Source organism: Methyloparacoccus murrellii (assembly GCF_054657115.1).
Genome location: NZ_BAAHXD010000017.1, coordinates 40,238 through 59,074, shown reverse-complemented (window position 1 = coordinate 59,074; position 18,837 = coordinate 40,238). Strand labels below are relative to the sequence as shown.

Sequence of the window (18,837 nt, the reverse complement as noted above, 5' to 3'; positions counted from 1 at the left end):
TTAGGGGAAGCATGCTGTACAACCGAGTGCCCATGGGCATTGCCTCTGTTGATGTTTCTTTCAATCAGGACGTTAAGGCACTGACCATCAAGGATGGAATTAACACTGTCTTCTTGTTGTATGAATTGCTTGCCTATGAGTCTCGAATTCCTGTCGATAAAACTGGAATTGGAGCAGGAAAGATTGAGACTGACGAATTGAAGCGGCTTCCAATCTATATTCCATCTTCAACTGAACAACAAAAAATCGCCGATTGCCTGTCTTTTCTCGACGACCTCATCACTGCCCAAAGCCAGAAGATCGACGCCCTCAAGACCCACAAGAAGGGCCTGATGCAGCAGTTGTTCCCGGTGTTGGACGAGGCACCCGCATGACGCAACTCATTCTCTACACCAGCGAAGACGGCCAATGCCAAGTTCAACTCCGCGCTGATCGGGGCACGGTCTGGCTTAGCCAGCGGCAGATGGCTGAGTTGTTCGATGTGTCGCCGGACAACGTCGGTCTGCACCTGAAAAACATCTACGCAGATGGGGAACTGCAACGGGAGGCAACTGCCGAGGAATCCTCGGTAGTTCAAACCGAGGGCGGGCGCGAGGTGCGGCGCTCGCTCACGCTCTACAACCTCGGCGCCATCCTGGCCGTGGGCTACCGCGTGCGTTCGCCGCGCGGAGTGCAGTTCCGCCGCTGGGCGAGCACGGTGCTGAAGGAGTATCTGCTCAAGGGCTTCGCCATGGACGACGAGCGGCTGAAGAACCCGGATGGCCGCCCGGATTACTTCGACGAGATGCTGGCGCGCATCCGCGATATTCGCGCTTCGGAAAAGCGCTTTTATCAGAAGGTGCGCGACCTCTTCGCCCTCTCCAGCGATTACGACAAGACCGACACGGCCACCCAGCAATTCTTCGCCACCGTACAGAACCTGCTGCTCTACGCGGTGACGCGGCAAACCGCCGCCGAACTGATTCTGGCGCGGGCCAATGCCGCCGATCCGCATTTCGGCCTGCTGACCTGGAAGGGCGCGCAGGTGCGCAAGCAGGACATCGTCGTCGCCAAGAACTACCTGACCGAGGACGAAATCGACACCCTCAACCGGCTGGTGGTGATCTTTCTGGAAACCGCCGAGTTGCGCGCCAAGCGGCAGACCGTCACACCGATGGCCTTCTGGCAGGAAAACGTGGGGCAGATCATTACGACCAACGGCTTTCCTTTGCTGAGCGGCGCGGGTTCCGTCAGCCATGCCCGCATGGAACAGAAGGTGGGCACGCTGTTTCTGGATTACGACCAACGCCGCAAGTCCCTGGAGGCACAGGCCGCCGATGCGCAGGACGAGGCCGAGCTGAAAGCACTGGAAAGCAAGATCAAGCACCGCAAGGGACGAGAGTCATGACCGATCCCGTGGAAAATACCGGATTGTTCCGGTCAGCAGGCGAGGTACAGTGATGAGACCGCGAAAAATTCTCATCATCGCCGGCCCGAACGGAGCGGGCAAAACCACCTTCGCCCGCTCCTTCCTGCCGGAAGAGGCGCAGTGCCCCCGCTTCATCAATGCCGATCTGATCGCTGCCGGTTTGTCGCCTTTTGCACCGGAGGCCGCCGCAATCAAGGCAGGGCGCCTGATGCTGGAAGAAATCGCCGCCTGCGCCCAACGCGGCGAAAGCTTCGCCTTCGAGACAACGCTGTCCGGCCTGGGCTACCTGCGCCACATTGAGCAGTGGCGCGCCATGGGCTATCACATCAGCCTGTTCTTTCTGAGGCTGCCCGATGTCGAAACCGCCATGGCCCGCGTGGCCGGGCGAGTGCGACAAGGTGGACACAACATACCCGAAGCCGTCATCTGTCGCCGTTTTGCGGCGGGATTGCGCAACTTCGACCAGCATTACAAGGCTAAAGTGGATACCTGGGCCATCTACGACAACGCGGACCTTCAGCCTGTACTGCTGGAGTGGGGAGAAAACACATGAAATCCCAAGACCTATCGCAGGCCAAAGACCCGGATTTGCGCGCCTCGCTGGCCGCCATCCAGCGGGCCGCCCAACTGGCGCGCAGAACCGCCATCCAAACGGAGACCGGCATCGTCATTGTCCGGGATGGGAAAATCGTACACATCTCGGCGGAGGAACTGCGTCGCGATGCTTCGGAAGAAAACCAGAATGACTGAACAGGAAAAACAGCAACTCGGCAAAATTCTGTGGGCCATTGCCGACCAACTGCGTGGCGCCATGAACGCGGACGACTTCCGCGACTACATGCTGGCCTTCCTGTTCCTGCGCTACCTGTCGGACAACTACGAGACCGCCGCAAGAAAAGAACTGGGGCCGGACTATCCGGACTTGATGGACGACGACAAGCGCGCCCCGCTGGCGGTCTGGTATGCGGACAATCAGGCGGATGTCCCCGAATTCGAGAAGCAGATGCGCCGCAAGGTGCATTACGTGATCGAGCCGCAATACCTGTGGGCCAACATCACGGAGTTGGCGCGCTTACAGAAAAAGGAGTTGCTGGACACGCTGCAAAAAGGTTTCGCCTATATCGAGAATGAATCCTTCGCCAGTACCTTTCGCGGCTTATTCTCGGAAATCAGCCTTGGTTCGGACAAGCTGGGGAAGAACTACGACGAGCGCAACGCCCGGCTATGCAAGATCATCGGCGAAATCGCCAAGGGGCTGGCGCAGTTTTCCACCGACAGCGACACCCTCGGCGATGCCTATGAATATCTGATCGGCCAGTTTGCCGCCGGCTCGGGCAAGAAGGCGGGCGAGTTCTACACGCCGCAGCCGATTTCCAGCATTCTTTCCGCCATCGTCACGCTGGACGGGCAGGAGCCCGCGACGGGACAGCGTTCGCACATGGACAGCGTGCTGGATTTTGCCTGCGGTTCCGGCTCCCTGCTGCTGAATGTGCGCCACCGCATGGGGGTGCATGGTATCGGCAGGATTCACGGCCAGGAAAAGAACATCACCACCTACAACCTGGCGCGCATGAACATGCTGCTGCACGGGGTCAAGGATTCCGAGTTCGACATCTTCCACGGCGACACGCTGCTGAACGAGTGGGACCTGCTGCGCGAGACCAATCCGGCCAGGATGCCGAAGTTCGACGCGGTGGTGGCCAATCCGCCCTTCAGTTACCGATGGGAGCCGAGCGAGGCGCTAGGCGAGGATGTGCGCTTCAAGAATTACGGACTGGCACCCAAGTCCGCCGCCGACTTCGCCTTCCTGCTGCACGGCTTCCACTTCCTCAAGCAGGACGGCGTGATGGCCATCATCCTGCCGCACGGCGTGCTGTTCCGCGGCGGGGCCGAGGCGCGCATCCGCACCAAGCTGCTCAAGGACGGCCATATCGACACGGTGATCGGCCTGCCGGCCAACCTGTTCTTCTCCACCGGCATTCCGGTCTGCATCCTGGTGCTGAAGAAGTGCAAGAAACCGGACGACGTGCTGTTCATCAACGCAGCGGAACATTTCGAGAAGGGCAAGCGGCAGAACCAGCTGCTGCCCGAGCATATCGACAAGATCATTGCTACCTACCGGTTCCGCCAGGAAGAAGCCCGTTATTCGCGGCGGGTCGGCATGGCGGAAATCGGGAGGAACGATTTCAACCTGAACATCTCGCGCTACGTCAGCACGGCGGTCGCGGAACAGGCGATCGACCTGGGCGCGGTCCATGCCGAACTGGTGACGCTGGACCGGAACATCGCGGCGGCAACCCGCGAGCACAATGCGTTCCTGAAGGAATTGGGCCTGCCGCCGTTACCGTGATGGCCGCGGCCGTCATGCAACCTTAACCGTTCTGCAATGATTCGATGATCTCGTTGTAACAATCCTTCCGTAGTCTACCGGCCAGTTCAATGGGGCCATGGCTCCACGGTCCGATTTGGCGATGCGCCAGCGCGGCCGACACCTCTCTCATCCACTCGAGAACTGGTCAGACTATGAAAAAGTTGCAAGCCTTCATGGTGGCGGCGCTGGTGGCGGGCAGCCATCCGGCGGGCGCCCTCATCAACAATTCCAAGTATGGCGAGCCGGGCGAGCTGTTCATCTCGGTCTGGGATGAAGCCAACGCCCGCTCCTATTACAAGGACCTCGGCATCTCGATGACGGACTTCCTGGACGGCAAGGGCTGCTTCCAGGGCGATCTGTCCGCCGATCCCAATTTCGCCAACTTCGGCAACGCGGCGAACCTCGTCTTCAACATCGCCGCGGTCAATGCCCTGGCCCGCGACGGTGCCGGCAACATGGTGAATGCCGACCGCTGGGGCTATCTCGCCACCTCTTCGGCCGGCGAGACGATCTTCAATGCCTCCTTCAGCGCCATCGACAACACCAAGCAGAAGATCCAGGGCTACATCGATCGCCTGAACGTCGCGCCTTTCACCAACGCGCCGGGCGAAGCCGCCGAGCACAAGTCCGGCATCTTCCAGGCCAGCGGCCTCGGCTATCACGGCGGCAGCTTCTGGGGCGCCTCGATGGGTCGTTCCGTCGGCGGCAACACCGAGGGCAAGCCCGGCACCGCGCTGGATTTCTACTTCGTCAACAATGCCAACGGCCTGGATGGCGGCAAGCTGGTCACCAAGCTGGGCGCCTGGAACCTGGCCGGCGGCAAGCTGAGCTACAGCGGCACCGGCACGACCCAGGCTTGCAGCGGCGGTGGCGGCAATCCCGGCGGCGTTCGCCTGACCGTTGCCAAGACCGGCAACGGCAGCGGCACCGTGATCAGCTCGCCCGCCGGCATCAACTGCGGCACATCCTGCGCCGCCGACTTCACCAGCGGCGCCCAGGTCACGCTGACCGCAACCGCTGCCGCGGGCTCCGGCTTCGGCAGCTGGTCCGGCGGCCCCTGCGCCGGCTCCTCCACGCCCAGCTGCACGGTGACGATGAGCGCCGCGACCACGGTACAGGCCAGTTTCACCACCGGCGGTGATACGGGTCAGCCGCGCCTGAACCTGGCGGCGTCGTCCGCCTGGAAGGTCAAGCAGACGCAGGCCATCACCTGGGCCGCGAGCCAGATTTCGCCGAAATCCAAGGTGACCATCGCCTACTCCAAAAATGGCGGCGCCAAGTTCGCCAACCTCAAGGTTCTGCCGGTGACGCGCGGCGGCTTCAACTGGCGGCCGGGCAAGAAACACGTCAGCAACCAGGGCGTGATCCGCGCCTGTGCGCCGCCCGACCCGAAGAAGAAAAAGATTCTGCAGTGCGAGACCGTGCGCATCGTGGTCCAGCCCTGACGCCCGACAGCGCCACTCCGGCGGGCGGACCGCCCGCCGGGGGTCGAATACCCAACCCTACCGCTAGGTTCAATCAAGAGATCGGAGACTGATCATGAAATCCAAGCAGCTCATCACCGCCATCGCCGCAGGCCTGGCGTTCAATTCCGGCATCGCCCTGGCGCTGCCGCCGGGCGCGCCCGACATCGAAATCATCCTCTCCGGCGCCACGGCGCAGGACAACAACATCGGCGCCCTGTTCGCGGAGCTCTGCGTGGCTGGGTCGCTGGACGAATACCGCGACGGCACCAGCGGTTCCGCCGGCGGCAATCACCGTGCCTACTTCTGCAACCTGGATACCGGCAAGGTCACCGGCCTGTCGACCACCAGCCCGAAGGTGCTGTTCCACAAGACCAGCACCTCCAAGGCGACCGGCACGGCCATCGGCGGTTCCGGCATCGGCGTCAATCCGGTGCTGCAGAAGCAGCCGGTGGATGTCATGTCCATCAACAATGGCAACTGCACCGCCCCGGCCAACGGCGAGAAGTACTGGCGCTGCCGCATCAGCCAGACCGGCGACGTCACGCCGCAGGTGCCGGACGCCGGTGTTTCCGACGTCAACCCCGAGCTGTTCATCGGCGCCAACACCCCGGCCGGTGTCGCGCCGGTCGATGCCGGCGAGGTCGCCAAGCTGCTGCAGGTCGTTTCCGGCGGTTCGCTGGTGTTCAACACGCCGGTTACGCTGGAGCTGCGCAACGCCCTGCAGCGCGCCCAGATCGAGGAAGGCATCCTGGCCGCCGATTGTCTCGGCAAGGAGACCGAGGTCTGCATGCCCGGCATGAGCAAGCAGCTGATCGCCAGCCTGCTGACCGGCCAGGTCGGCAAATGGGACAGCGTCATGGTCGGCAAGCCCGGCAGCCTGAAGCCGCTGACCGATTTCGCCAGCGGTGCGATCACCGACAGCAAGGTGCACATCTGCCGCCGCACCAACGGCTCGGGCACCCAGGCCACCATCAACGCCAAGATCCTCAACGCACCCTGCACCGCCGGCGCGCTGGATCCGGTCGAGACCAGCAACGATCTCGCCGGCCCCATCGTCAAGCTGAACGCGGGTTCGGGCGACGTCGAGCGCTGCCTCGTCGACTTCAACGCCGGTTCCAACACCAGCGGCCAGAATGCCGGCGCCACCAAGGCCTTCGCCATCGGCGTGCAGTCCACCGAGAAGAACCCCAGCAACGCGCTGGCTTACCGCTTCATCAAGATCGACGGCGTCGCGCCGACCCTGCAGAACGCCGCCGCCGGCCGCTACGGGGTTGCCGCCGAGGTCACCTACCAGTGGCTGAAGTCGGGCGGTCCCACCGGCGACAAGGCGAAGATCATCAGTCGGGTTGCCACCGATGCCGGCAAGCCGTCCATCATCGCCGCCAACAACAAGAGCTTCGCCTTCACCTGGGGCCAGGGCGGCTATCTGGCCGTATCGACCGCAGGCTGGGAGGTTTCCCCCACAGGCGAACTGGACCTGAACAACCCGGTTACGCCATATACTCATGCTCCCAACGGTCTTTCGCTGGATAACTGCCGGGTTCCGGTAGTGGACAGCGGAAAGCGCAACCGTTTATAAGTCTACTACCTATCGATAGGGCTCCCGCCTGCCAGGCCAGGCGGGAGGCAGAAGCCGGTGGCATCCTCGCCACCGGCTTTCATGCGCTGGACCCGCGCCGGGTCCCGGGTTCGCAAGACAGGGCCTCGGGCCAGAACCGCCACGCTGAAACCATCGGCCATGCCAAACAGCTTGTTTCCTGCGCCCCCGCGGCGCTGTTCACGTTCCTGCCGCTGCCGCACGGCGCTGGTTTCCGCGCTGGCGCTCGGCCTTGGCTGGGGCGCCTCCGCGCGGGGCGACGAGGCGGAGCCGAAACCCCGCTTCGATGTCTGGGAGTACCGGATCGAAGGCAATACCACCCTCGACAACTCGATCATCGAGCGCACGGTGTACGGCTATCTGGGCGAGAGCCGGACCCTCGACGATGTGGAACAGGCCCGCCTGGCGCTGGAAAAGGCCTACCACGAATCCGGCTATGCCGCCGCGCTGGTCAGCATTCCCGAGCAGGATGTCAACGAGGGCGTCGTCGTGCTGCAGGTGGCGGAGGGCACGGTGGACCAGCTGAAAGTGACCGGCTCCACCTATTTCTCGCCCAACAACATCAGGCAGAGGGTGCCCTCGCTGGCCGAGGGCAAGCCGCTCAACATGCCGCTGGCGCAGGCCGAGCTGACCCGGCTGGCGGCCGAGAATCCGGACCGCCAGGTCACCCCGGTCATGCGCGCCGGGGCCACGCCCGGCACCATGGAGGTCGAGCTGGAGGTCAAGGACGAACTGCCCCTGCACGGCTCGGTGGAGCTGAATGCCCGCAACAGCATCAACACCACCCGCCTGCGCCTGCCGGTCATGCTGCGCTACGACAACCTCTGGCAGCTCAATCACAGCGCCTCGCTGCAATACCAGGTGGCGCCGGAGGACCCGTCGAACGTGCAGGTCTGGTCCGGCACCTACGTGCTGCCGATCGAGGCCATCGACTCGCGGCTGGCGCTGTACGGCATCGGCCTGGACTCGCAGAGCGACGTCACCACGGCCGGCTCCCTCAACGTGGTCGGCAACGGCAACATCTTCGGCGCCCGCCTGGTGAAGCCCCTGCCGAGCACGGCGGAGTACCTCCAGTCGGTGGGCTTCGGCTGGGACTACAAGGACTTCGGCCAGAGCATCAATCCCCGGGACCAGCCCGGCACCCCGGCCGACAGCAGCCCGGTGACCTACTCGCCGTTCCAGGTTAACTACAGCGGTACCCTGGCCAGCCAGGCCGGCACGCTGACGCAGTTCAACACCGAGCTGAACTTCAACTTCGCCGGCATGGGCAGCAGTTACCAGCAGTTCGAGAAGAAGCGGCCGGGGGCGACGCCGAACTATCTCTACCTGGCCGGCGAGGTCAAGCATCGCCAGCCGCTGCCGGCGGACATGGCGGTGCAGGTGCGCGCCAGCGGCCAGATCGCCGACAGCCCGCTGATCAACAACGAGCAGATGGGGGCGGGCGGCATGCTGACCGTGCGCGGCTATCACGAGGTGGAGCGACTCGGCGACAACGGCGTGATCGGCTCGCTGGAATTCTGGTCGCCGGATGTCGGCGCCATCGACATGGACGGGCTGGAGCAGCTCAAGGACCTGCGCTTCCTGGCCTTCACCGACGTCTCCCAGCTGTGGCTGAACGGCCCGCTGTCACCCGGCACGCCCAACCAGTACGAACTCTGGAGCACCGGCGCCGGCTTTCGCATGCGCGCCTTCAAGAACCTCAACGGCGAGTTCTACTGGGAATATCCCTTCATCGGTACCGAGTTCGTGAAACCCGGCCAGCAACGCATCGATTTCAGGGTGGCTTATGAATTCTGACGCACCGCGCGGCCGAGGCGCCGCATCCGCCATTCCGGTTTCCGCTCCCGGTGTCCGCCTGCGACCGCTCGCGGCGTCCGTCCAGCGTGTGCTGGCCGCCGGCCTGTCGCTGGGCATGGGCAACGTCATGGCCGGCGAGCTGCCGGTGCCCCGGGCGGCCCTGGTCAGCATGGGGCGAGCCGATCAGGTGGTGACCGGCAACCGGATGATCGTCAACCAGTACACCGACCGGGCGGTGCTGAACTGGGAGAGCTTCAACATCGGCAAGGACAGCGCCGTGCAGTTCAAGCAGCCCTCGGCCGCGTCCGTCGCCCTGAACCGCATCTACCAGTCCGATCCCAGCCAGATCCTGGGCAACCTCAGCGCCAACGGGCAGGTATATCTGCTCAACCCCAACGGCATCGTCTTCGGCAAGGATTCGACCGTCAACGTCAACACGCTGGTCGCCACCAGCCTCAACATCACCGACGATACCTTCGAGCGCGGTTTCACCAAGGTGCTGAACCAGGATGGCCGCGCGGCGCTGACCGGCACCGGCCAGGTCTATCGCCGGGATGCCCAGGGCAACTTCGTGCTCGACGACAAGGGCAACAGGGTCAAGATCGGCATCGAGTTCGAGCAGGGCGCGCAGGTGAACGCCGGCAAGTCCGGCCGCATCATCGCCGCCGCGCCTTCGGTGGTGAACCGCGGCAAGCTGTCGGCGCCGGATGGCCAGATCCTCATGGTCGCGGCGACCGACAAGGTCTACCTGCAGGAGACCAGCGGCGATCCCTCGCTGCGCGGTCTGGTGGTCGAGGTCGCCACCGGCGGCGATGTCACCAATGTCGGCAAGCTGGTGGCCCAGCGCGGCAACGTCACCCTGCTGGGGTTTGCCGTCAACCAGAAGGGCCAGGTATCGGCCTCCACGGCCGTGCAGGCCAACGGCTCGGTGCGGCTGCTGGCGCGCGAAGGCGCCGTGTCCCGCCGCGAGGGCGACAAATGGCTGTTGCAGCCGGGCGCCACCACGCGCCGCGAAGCCGCCGACGACGGCCTCGGCACCCGCGCCCGGGTCGTGCTGGCCGAAGGCAGCCTGACCGAGGCCACGCCCGATCTCAAGGACACCGCGACCGCCGTCGACGGCCAGGCCCAGGAAGCCTCGCGGGTCGAGATCATGGGCAAGCAGGTGCGCATCGAGAAGGACGCGGTGATCCGCGCGCGCGCCGGCAAGGTCTCGATCACCGCCACCGAAAATCCCGCCAGTCCGGCCCTGCCCAACGTCAAGAACGACAGCAAGGTGATGATCGCGCCCGGGGCCACTATCGACGTCTCCGGCATCAAGAATGTCAACCTGCCGATGGCGCGCAACGTCGTCGAGGTCGAGCTGCGCAGCAACGAGCTGCGCGATGCCCCGCTGCAGAAGAGCGGGCCGCTGTATGGCAAGAAGATCAAGGTCGATATCCGCAAGGGCACGCCGCTGGCCGACATCGCCGGCGCGCTGGACCGCATCGCCCGCACGGTCGCCGAGCGCAGCACCGGCGGCGGCGCCCTGTCCATCGTCTCGGAAGGCGACGCGGTGCTGGCCGCGGGGTCGAAGGTCGATCTCAGCGGCGGCTCGGTACGCTACCGTTCCGGCTTCGTCCAGACCAGCCTGCTGATCGGCCCGGACGGCCGCTCGCTGGTCGACATCGGCAGCGCCAGCCCGGATGTCAGATACCTGGGGCTGGCCGAACCGCTCAAGCACACCTACGTCGGCTCCAACCTGTCCTTCACCCGCGACCGCGTCGGCCCGGTTTCCGCCGGCACATTCGAGTCCGGCTATGTCGAGGGCAAGTCGGCCGGCACGTTGGACATCCGCGCCGCCGCCCTGGCGCTGGATGGCGAGATGCAGGCGATCGCCGTCAACGGCGCACGCCAGCGCGCACCCGAGCTGCAGGCGCATGGCGGCACCCTGTCCATCGACCTGGCCCGCACCACCGCCGACAACCAGGCGGTGCGATTCGGCAAGAAGACCGGCTCCGGGACGCCGGACGAGGACGGCAGCCTGCCGACCGATCCCGCCAATCCCGGCCAGCCGCTGGAGCTGGTGCTGGATGGCAGCGGCCTGAAGCGTACCGGCCTGCAGGCGATCCGCATCAACACCAATGGCAGGATCAGCGTCGACCAGGGGCACCGGGTCGAACTGGCCGAGGCCGGCGCCCTGACCCTCAAGGGCGGCGAAATCGCCGTGGACGGGCAGATACGCTCGCTGGCCGGCACGGTGAACCTGGAGACCCGGGTCATCGGCGGCAGCCGCGCCAGCGGTGCGATCAGTCTCGGCGAGCGCGCCTCGATCGACACCAGCGGCGGCTGGAACAACGACCGGCCGGCCGCCTCCAGCGGCGTCAATCGCTACGATGGCCGGCCGCTGCGCATCGACGGCGGCAGCGTCGCGGTCAGGGCGGAAGGCGACGTGACGGTGGCGGCCGGCAGCCGCATCGATGTCAGCGGCGGCGCCAACCGCCGGACCGACGGCACGATCAAGGCCGGCAACGCCGGCAGCATCGCCCTCGAAGCGGCGGCGGTCGGCGGCTCCGACCTCGCGCTGGCCGGCAACCTGATGGGCTATGCCGTGGTCGGCGGTCGCGGCGGATCGCTGTCGCTGACCTCCGACCAGGCGGTGCTGGGCGTCGACGACACCCTGTTCGTCGACGGCGGGCCGGTGCCCCTGTTCCTGAGCAACGCCTTCTTCGGTCGCGGCGGCTTCGCCGCGTACACGGTGGCGTCCAACAAGTCCGGCGTCAGCGTCGGCAGCGGCGCCGACATTGCCGTCACCGTGCAGAACCGGATCCTGGACCCCGGCGCCGTGAGCAAGGTCACCGGCGAGAACCTGGCCGACTTCAGCCAGATCGCCACGCTGCCGGTGCAATCCCGCCCGGCGGGCTCCCTGTCGCTGGTGCTCTCGCAGACGGTCGGTTTCGGCGGCAAGGACGCGGCGGTCAGCATCGGCGATGGCGCCACCCTGCGCACCGATGCCGGCGGCAGGATCGGCATCCGCTCGGATGGCAGCATCCGGGTGAACGGGACGCTGTCGGCGCGCGCCGGCGACATCGACCTGCAAACCGTACCGCCGGCCCTGACCGATCCGGGTTTCCTCGCCAATCAGGGCATCTGGCTGGGCTATGGCGCCAGGCTCGACGCCAGCGGCGCCAGCCTCACCTACCAGGACGCCCAGCGCCGCTACCAGGGCGAGGTGCTGCAGGGCGGCAGGATTCGCCTGCACGCCGACCGTGGTTTCATCGTCGCCGATGCCGGGTCGACGCTGGATGTCGCCGGCACCTCGGACTGGCTGGATATCCCCGGCCGGGTCGTCAACCAGTCGCGGGTGACGGAGCGCCGGCAGGTGGCGTCCGACGCCGGCAGCATCGACCTGCAGGCCGCCGAGGGCATGCAGCTGTTCGGCGACTTCCGGGCCAGCGGCGGCAGCCGCAACGCGGCCGGCGGCGAATTGACGCTGGCGCTCAATCCCTTCACCCGCAACGAACCCGACCAGGCCGGCAGCGGCCAGCCGTTCCCGCGCGTACCCAGCGTCATCGCCATCACCCAGAGCCCGAGCTTCGAACAGTTGCCGCCGCAGCAGGGCGGCAACATTCCCCAGAACCAGTTCGGCCAGGCACGGGTCTCGGCCGACCAGATCGATGCCGGCGGCTTCTCGACGGTCACCTTCCGCTCGCCCGACCGCATCGACATCATCGGTGACCTGAGCCTCGCGGCCCAGCGCAGCCTGAACCTGGATGCGCCGGCGCTGGCCTTCCGGCCGGCCAGCGGCGCCTCGACGGGGCAGGTGTCCCTGAGCGCCCCGCAGGTGTCGCTGGGCTCCACCCAGACCCGGCCCGGCGCCCTCAACCCCAGCCAGGGCGGCGGCAACCTGTGGGTCGACGCCGGCCTGATCGACCTGACTGGCGCCATGGCCCTGCAGGGGTTCGACAGCGCCTATCTCAACAGCCGCGGCGACCTGCGCCTGACCGGTGTCCGCACCAGCCAGCAGCAGCGCGACTTCCTCGGCGAGTTCACCAGCGCCGGCGACCTGACCCTGGCGGCGCGGCAGATCTATCCGACCACGCTCAGCGACTTCAAGGTGTCCATCCGGAACAATCCGCTCGGTACCCTCAGCGTGACGCAGAACGGCAAGGCCGGGGACACGCCGCTGTCGGTGGCCGGCAAGCTGACGCTGGCGGCGCCGAACATCGTCCAGGGCGGGACCCTGCGGGCGCCGATCGGCGAAATCCGGCTGGATGCCGGCAACAAGCTGCAACTCGCGGCCGGCAGCATCACCTCCAATTCGGCCGGCGGCAAGGTGCTGCCCTTCGGCCGCAGCCAGGGCGGGCTGGACTGGGTCTACCCGCTGGGGCAGCAGAACCTGATTTTCGCCACCCCGCCCGAGAAGCGGCTGTCGCTGAAGGGCGACGTCATCGACATCGCCATGGGCTCGGTGATCGACACCGCCGGCGGCGGCGATCTCTACGCCTTCGAGCATGTGCCGGGGCCGGGTGGCTCCTTCGATGTGCTCGATCCGTCCAGCCAGGGCTACCGGGGCTCCTTTGCCATCCTGCCGGACTACACCGGCAACGCCGCGCCGGTCGATCCCCTGGAATTGCCCACCAGCGGTCTCAAGATCGGCGACAGCCTGTACCTGTCCGGCGGCGGCGGCCTGAAGGCCGGCCAGTACATCCTGCTGCCGGCCCACTACGCCCTGCTGCCCGGCGCCTATCTGGTGACGCCGGCGGCCGGAACCCAGGATCTCCTGCCCGGCATGCGGCAGCAGGACAGCAACGGCGCCACCATCGTCGCCGGCTACCGGACGGTGGCCGGCACCGATATCCGTGCGCCGCGCTGGAGCGGCTGGGCGGTGGAGACAGGCGCCGCCGTCCGCGCCCGGGCCGAGTATGCCGATTACCGCGCCAACCGCTTCTACGCCGACAAGGCCAGGGAGCTGGGGCACGCCACGCCCTACCTGCCGCAGGATGCGGGCGCCATCCAGATCGCCGCCGGCAGCGGCCTGAACCTGGATGGCGCCATCGATGCCGCCACCACCAGGGGTGGCCGCGGCGGGCGGCTGGATATCGCCGCCGACAACATCGCCGTCGTCGCCCAGTCGCAGGCCGCGCAGACGGCCGGCGGCACGGTGCAGCTGATCGCCGAGCAGCTCAACGCCCTCAATGTCGCCAGCATCTCGCTGGGCGGGCTCCGCAGCAGCCGCGACGATGGCGTCGATCTCACGGTGAGCGCCAACAGCATCCAGCTGGGGCGTGACGCGCAGCTGTTCGGGCAGGAATACATCCTCTCCGCCCGGCAGGACATCTCGCTGGCGCAGGGCGCCGGCATCACCGCGGCCGGTGGCGGGAGCGACGCCGGCGGCGACCGGCCGGTCTACCGTGTGCAGGGCGATGCCGCCTTCCTGCGGGTATCGGGGGATCGGCAGGTGGATTTGCGGCGCGAGGGTGCCGAGGGCCGTTCCGGTTCCATCCAGATTGAGGCCGGCGCCACCGTCGCGTCCACGGGCGCCCTGATGCTGGACGCCTCGGCCGACAATCGCATCGACGGCACCCTGGCCACCGACGGCGGCTCGGTCGCGCTGGGCGCGCGCCGCATCAGCCTGGGCGAGGTGGATGCCAGCGCCAGCGGCCTGATCCTCGACCAGGCCCGGCTCGACGGGCTCAAGGCCGACGAGCTGGTCCTGAGCAGCGGCAGCGACATCAGCCTGTTCGGCGCCGCCGCCGTCAAGGCCAACCGGCTGACCCTGCGCACGGCCGCTCTGCTCGGCTTCGACAATGCCGGCCGGGAGGCCAGCCTGAGCGCGGCGGATACCCTGCGCATCGACAACCAAGCGGGCGCGGTCGCCAGCCGCAGCGGCAACGGCAGCGGCAACCTGCGGCTGAGCGCCAGGAACCTCACCCTCGGCGAGGGCCGCTATGCCATCGGCGGCTTCGCCAACGTCGACCTCGCGGCCAGCGAAGCCATTGCCGGCGACCGCGCCGGCAGCCTCGGGGTGGCCGCCGATCTGAGCCTGCGGGCGCCGCTGGTCACCGGCGGCAAGGGCGCCAATACCGCCATCGACGCCAGCGGCCATGCCGTCACCATCGCCGGCAACGGCACCGCGCAGGCACCGGCCAACCCGGCGCTGGGCGCGCGGCTGGCCATCACCGCTGACAGCATCCGCCATGCCGGCAACATCGGCCTGGCCTCCGGCGGGGTCAAGCTGGACGCGCTGCGTGGCGATCTGGTGCTGACCGGCGATGCCCGCATCGATGTCGCCGGGCGCAGCGCCCGGTTCGGCAATACCGTCATCGACACCGACGGCGGCACCATCGAGCTGGCCGCCGAGGCCGGCAACATCGCCGTGGCGTCGGGCGCCCGGCTGGCTCTGGGCGGCTACCGTGGCGGCACCCTGAGCGTCGCCGTGCCGGCGGGCAATCTCTCGCTGGACGGCGCACTGGCCGCCGCCGGCAAGCAGGCCGGCGGACGCTTCCTGCTGGATGTCGGCAATGCCGCGTCGGTAGGCGATCTCGGTGCCCTCGGTGCCGGCCTGAAGTCGGCCGGCTTCACCGACGAGCTGGCGTTCCGCGCCCGTGACGGGGACTGGCGCCTGGCCGCCGGCGACAGCCTGGCGGCGCGGTTGGTGGCCATCGCGGCCGACCGCGGCGGCATCCGCATCGATGGCGACATTGCTGCCGCCGGAGCCGGCGCCACGGTGCGCCTGACAGCGGCCGACCAGCTGGCGCTGGGCGAGCGGGCGGGCCTCTCGGCGCACGGCACGGTTGACCGGGGCGGCCGGGTCTGGCTCGGCGCGGTGGATCAGGATGGCGATGGCCAATCCGGCATCGAGCTGGCCAGCGGGGCCCGCGTCGATGTCCGTGACCAGGCCGGCGGCAGCAACGGCGAAGTCCGGCTGCGGGCCGACCGCGCCGGCGACGATGTGGCTGTCAGCGGCAATCTGCAGGCGGCCATCACCGGCTCGCGCGACACCACGGTCGAGGCGGTGCGGCTGCACGAACGGGAAGGCACCGTCACCGCCGAGGACATCGCCGGCTGGAAGGCCGAGACCGCTGACTACATGACCCATGCGGAAACGATCGAGGCGCGCCTCGGCCTGCCGGGCGGCCTGCTGGCGGGGCTGGAGATCCGCAGCCGTGGCGATCTTGCCCTCGATACCGCCGGCTGGGATCTGGCCGACTGGCGCTATGGCGGCCGGGCCGGGGTGCTGAGCCTGAATGCCGGCGGCAATCTGGCCATTCGCGGCGAGCTGAGCGACGGCTTCCGCGACGCGGACAACGGCATCGATCTCACCGGCATCCTCGGTCCGGATGCCGTGATGCCGGTGCGCGACCAGTTGCAGACCGGCGCCTCCTGGAGCTACCGGCTGGCGGCCGGCGGCGACGTGGTCGTGGGCCGGAACGCTCTGGTCAGGACCGGCACGGGCGACATCGACATCGCCGCCGGCCGCGACCTGGTGCTGAGCGACGCCAGCGCGGCCATCTACACGGCCGGGCGCACCACCCAGAACAACCGCTACGGCAGCTTCAACAACGGTTTCGTGGCCTACAACTTCTTCGGCGAATACCCGGTCGAGGGTGGCGACATCCGCATCCAGGCCGGCCGCGACGTGGTCGGCGCACTGACCGGGCAGTTCTTCGACGGCTGGTTCGCGCGGGTCGGCAACTGGAGCCAGGATGCCAACCACGAGGGCGAGACGCCGACCGCCTGGTCGATCGGCATCGGCGGCCCGCTGGGCACCACGCGGCCGCTGTCCAGCTTCAACCAGAATGTCGGCGCGCTGGGGGGCGGCGACGTGGTCGTCGAGGCCGGTCGCGACGTCCGCGATCTTTCCGTGGTCCTGCCCACCACCGGCAAGCAGATCGGCGAGGCCGAGAACACGGGCCGCGGCTCGGAGGCGAACTTCAGGACCAATGTGGTCGAGGTCCAGGGTGGCGGCCATCTCAAGGTCGCGGCCGGCGGCGATGTGGTCGGCGGCACCTTCTACAGCGGCCGCGGCGACGCGGAGATCGCCGCGGCCGGCGCGATCCGTGCGTCCGCGGCCAACAACGGCATCGGCACGGTGCTCGCTCTGGGCGACTCGCGCTTCGCGCTGAAGGCGGGCGATGGCATCGAGCTCGGCGCCGCCATCAATCCGACCGTGCTGCACGACGCCCGCAGCCGCAACTACTTCTTCACCTACGGCGCCGACAGCGGCATCGAACTGCAGGCGCTGTCCGGTGACGTGACCCTGCAGAACGACATTGCCGGGCTGATCGACGCGGTCAACGCGCGGCGGCCAGCGGCCAGCCAGATCAAGTTCCCGGGCGTGTCGCAGGAGGCGCTGACGGTCTACCCGGCCAGCCTGAACGTCGCCGCCCTGCAGGGCGATATCGTCTTTGGCCAGTCCTTCGTCACCTATCCCTCGGCGAAGGCGGACTTCAGCCTGCTGGCCGGCGGCGACATCACCACCGGCCGCAATGGCAACAACGTCAACATCACCCAGTCGGACGCCGACCCGACCCTGCTGCCCAGCGTGGCCAGCCCGGCCACCAGCTGGGAGGATGCCTTCCAGCGCCTGCAGCCGTTCGGCGACGCCAACCTGATCCATGCCCGCACGCCGATCCATCGCGGCGACACGATTCCGGCCACCCTCTGGGCCGGCGGCAGCATCCGCTCCAGCGATCCGCTGCTGTTCTCGCTGGCGGAAGCGGCCAACGTGCAGGCCGGCAAGGATCTGCTGGACGTCAGCTTCCAGATCCAGCATGCGGATTACGCGCTGTCCAGCATCGCCGCCGGGCGCGACATCCAGTTCACCTCGCCGCGCAACGCCCAGGGCAACCTGGTCAACCTGACGCGCGAGATCCGCCTTGCGGGGCCGGGCCAGCTGTGGGTCACGGCCGGCCGCACCATCGATCTGGGCGCGTCCGAGGGCATCTACACCATCGGCAACACCAACAACAGCGCCCTGGCCGAGCGCGGGGCGTCGGTCTCCATCCTGGCGGGCCTGGGGCAGCAAGGCGCCCGCTACGACGACTTCGCCCGCCAGTACGATCCGCTCAGCCCCAAGTACGCGGCGGACCTGACCCGCTATATGCAGACCCGCCTGGGCGAGGCCGATCTCGACGCCACTGCGGCGGCCACGGCCTACCGCAACCTGCCGGAGGCGGACCGGCGCGAGTTCCTGCTGGCGGTGCTGTTCCGCGAGATCCGCGACGCCTCGGCGGCGGCCGCGCGCAGCGGCAAGGTGGCGGACTACGCGCCGGGTTACGCGGCGATCGAGGCGATGTTCCCGGGCGCCGGCAAGCCGGGCTCGGCCTATGCCGGCGATCTCAAGCTGTTCTTCAGCAAGGTGCACACGATCGACGGCGGCGACATCAACCTGGTGGTGCCGGGTGGGCTGGTCAACGCCGGTCTCGCCGTGGCCTTCGCCGGTTCCAAGCCGGCCAGCCAGCTGGGCATCGTCGCCCAGCGCGAGGGCGCCGTGAACGGTCTGGTGAACGGTGACTTCCAGGTCAACCAGTCACGTGTGTTCGCCATGGATGGCGGCGACATCACGCTGTGGTCGTCGAACGGCAACATCGATGCCGGTCGCGGCGCCAAGGCGGCCATCGCCGCGCCGCCGCCCATCGTCACCTTCGACGAGCAGGGCAACCTCAAGATCGAGTTCCCGCCGGTGGTGTCGGGTTCCGGCATCCGTACCGCCGCCAGCACCGTCGGCCGTCCCGGCGACGTCTTCCTGGCGGCGCCCAAGGGCATTGTTGATGCCGGCGAGGCGGGCATCGGCGGCTCCAACATCACCATCGCCGCCACGGCGGTGATCGGCGCCAGCAACATCGACGTCGGCGGCAGCGCGACCGGCGTGCCCAGCGCCAACGTCGCCGTGCCCGTGGCTCCGGCCGGCGCGGCGGCGGCCGCCTCCTCGGCCACCAACACGGCCACCGCCACCGCCGAGGACGCGGTCAACAACGACGTCAATCAGGCCAACGAGAAGAACGATCTGGCGCAGCGGATGGCCGAGAACGCGGCCCGCCTCAACCCGCTGCAGGTCGATATCCTCGGCTTCGGCGAATGCGGCGTGGCCGACATCAAGGAAGGCAAGCCCGGCTGCGGGTGAGGCCGACCGCGGCCGCTGGCGCGCGCCCGGCACGCTCAGGCTGGGGACCAGGCGGGTGGCCACCCCGCAAGGGCAGGGTGGCCGGCAACGCCG

The 18,837-nt window shown here is 67.6% G+C and carries 9 protein-coding genes; all 9 read left to right on the top strand.

The features are described from left to right. Positions 1-374, top strand: a 374-nt coding sequence (locus tag ACYQ1H_RS06890) for a restriction endonuclease subunit S (protein ID WP_460027308.1), incomplete at its 5' end; no start/stop codon positions are given. Next, complete coding sequence (locus ACYQ1H_RS06885) at positions 371-1,387, top strand: virulence RhuM family protein (protein ID WP_460027307.1); 1,017 nt, start codon at positions 371-373, stop codon at positions 1,385-1,387. The genes ACYQ1H_RS06890 and ACYQ1H_RS06885, both read left to right, overlap by 4 nt. Before the next feature lie 52 nt (positions 1,388-1,439). Continuing rightward, a complete protein-coding gene (locus ACYQ1H_RS06880; RefSeq protein ID WP_460027306.1) occupies positions 1,440-1,961 on the top strand; it encodes an ATPase in 522 nt (173 codons plus the stop codon). After that, positions 1,958-2,158: a hypothetical protein gene (locus ACYQ1H_RS06875; protein ID WP_460027305.1), complete on the top strand. Its 201-nt coding sequence runs from the start codon at positions 1,958-1,960 to the stop codon at positions 2,156-2,158. Before ACYQ1H_RS06880 ends, ACYQ1H_RS06875 begins: the two co-directional genes overlap by 4 nt. Beyond that, positions 2,151-3,758: a type I restriction-modification system subunit M gene (locus ACYQ1H_RS06870; protein WP_460027304.1), complete on the top strand. Its 1,608-nt coding sequence runs from the start codon at positions 2,151-2,153 to the stop codon at positions 3,756-3,758. Before ACYQ1H_RS06875 ends, ACYQ1H_RS06870 begins: the two co-directional genes overlap by 8 nt. 173 nt (positions 3,759-3,931) lie before the next feature. Further along, positions 3,932-5,224, top strand: coding sequence for an InlB B-repeat-containing protein (locus ACYQ1H_RS06865; RefSeq protein ID WP_460027303.1), 1,293 nt, complete (start codon positions 3,932-3,934; stop codon positions 5,222-5,224). A 94-nt stretch (positions 5,225-5,318) separates the two neighbouring features. Next, complete coding sequence (locus ACYQ1H_RS06860) at positions 5,319-6,824, top strand: hypothetical protein (RefSeq protein WP_460027302.1); 1,506 nt, start codon at positions 5,319-5,321, stop codon at positions 6,822-6,824. A 159-nt stretch (positions 6,825-6,983) separates the two neighbouring features. Then, the gene (locus ACYQ1H_RS06855) at positions 6,984-8,639 is read left to right on the top strand and encodes a ShlB/FhaC/HecB family hemolysin secretion/activation protein (RefSeq protein WP_460027301.1); all 1,656 of its coding nucleotides are present in this window, start codon (positions 6,984-6,986) and stop codon (positions 8,637-8,639) included. Further along, positions 8,629-18,744 carry a filamentous hemagglutinin family protein gene (locus ACYQ1H_RS06850; protein ID WP_460027300.1) on the top strand — a complete coding sequence of 3,372 codons (10,116 nt, stop codon included), beginning with the start codon at positions 8,629-8,631 and terminating at the stop codon, positions 18,742-18,744. Before ACYQ1H_RS06855 ends, ACYQ1H_RS06850 begins: the two co-directional genes overlap by 11 nt. Positions 18,745-18,837: the final 93 nt, after the last annotated feature.

Bases quoted from the DNA above. Each gene is read 5' to 3' on its own strand.
- ACYQ1H_RS06860 (WP_460027302.1), top strand. From the start codon at position 5,319: ATGAAATCCAAGCAGCTCATCACCGCCATCGCCGCAGGCCTGGCGTTC.
- ACYQ1H_RS06865 (WP_460027303.1), top strand. From the start codon at position 3,932: ATGAAAAAGTTGCAAGCCTTCATGGTGGCGGCGCTGGTGGCGGGCAGC.
- ACYQ1H_RS06875 (WP_460027305.1), top strand. From the start codon at position 1,958: ATGAAATCCCAAGACCTATCGCAGGCCAAAGACCCGGATTTGCGCGCC.
- ACYQ1H_RS06855 (WP_460027301.1), top strand. From the start codon at position 6,984: ATGCCAAACAGCTTGTTTCCTGCGCCCCCGCGGCGCTGTTCACGTTCC.
- ACYQ1H_RS06885 (WP_460027307.1), top strand. From the start codon at position 371: ATGACGCAACTCATTCTCTACACCAGCGAAGACGGCCAATGCCAAGTT.
- ACYQ1H_RS06870 (WP_460027304.1), top strand. From the start codon at position 2,151: ATGACTGAACAGGAAAAACAGCAACTCGGCAAAATTCTGTGGGCCATT.
- ACYQ1H_RS06880 (WP_460027306.1), top strand. From the start codon at position 1,440: ATGAGACCGCGAAAAATTCTCATCATCGCCGGCCCGAACGGAGCGGGC.
- ACYQ1H_RS06850 (WP_460027300.1), top strand. From the start codon at position 8,629: ATGAATTCTGACGCACCGCGCGGCCGAGGCGCCGCATCCGCCATTCCG.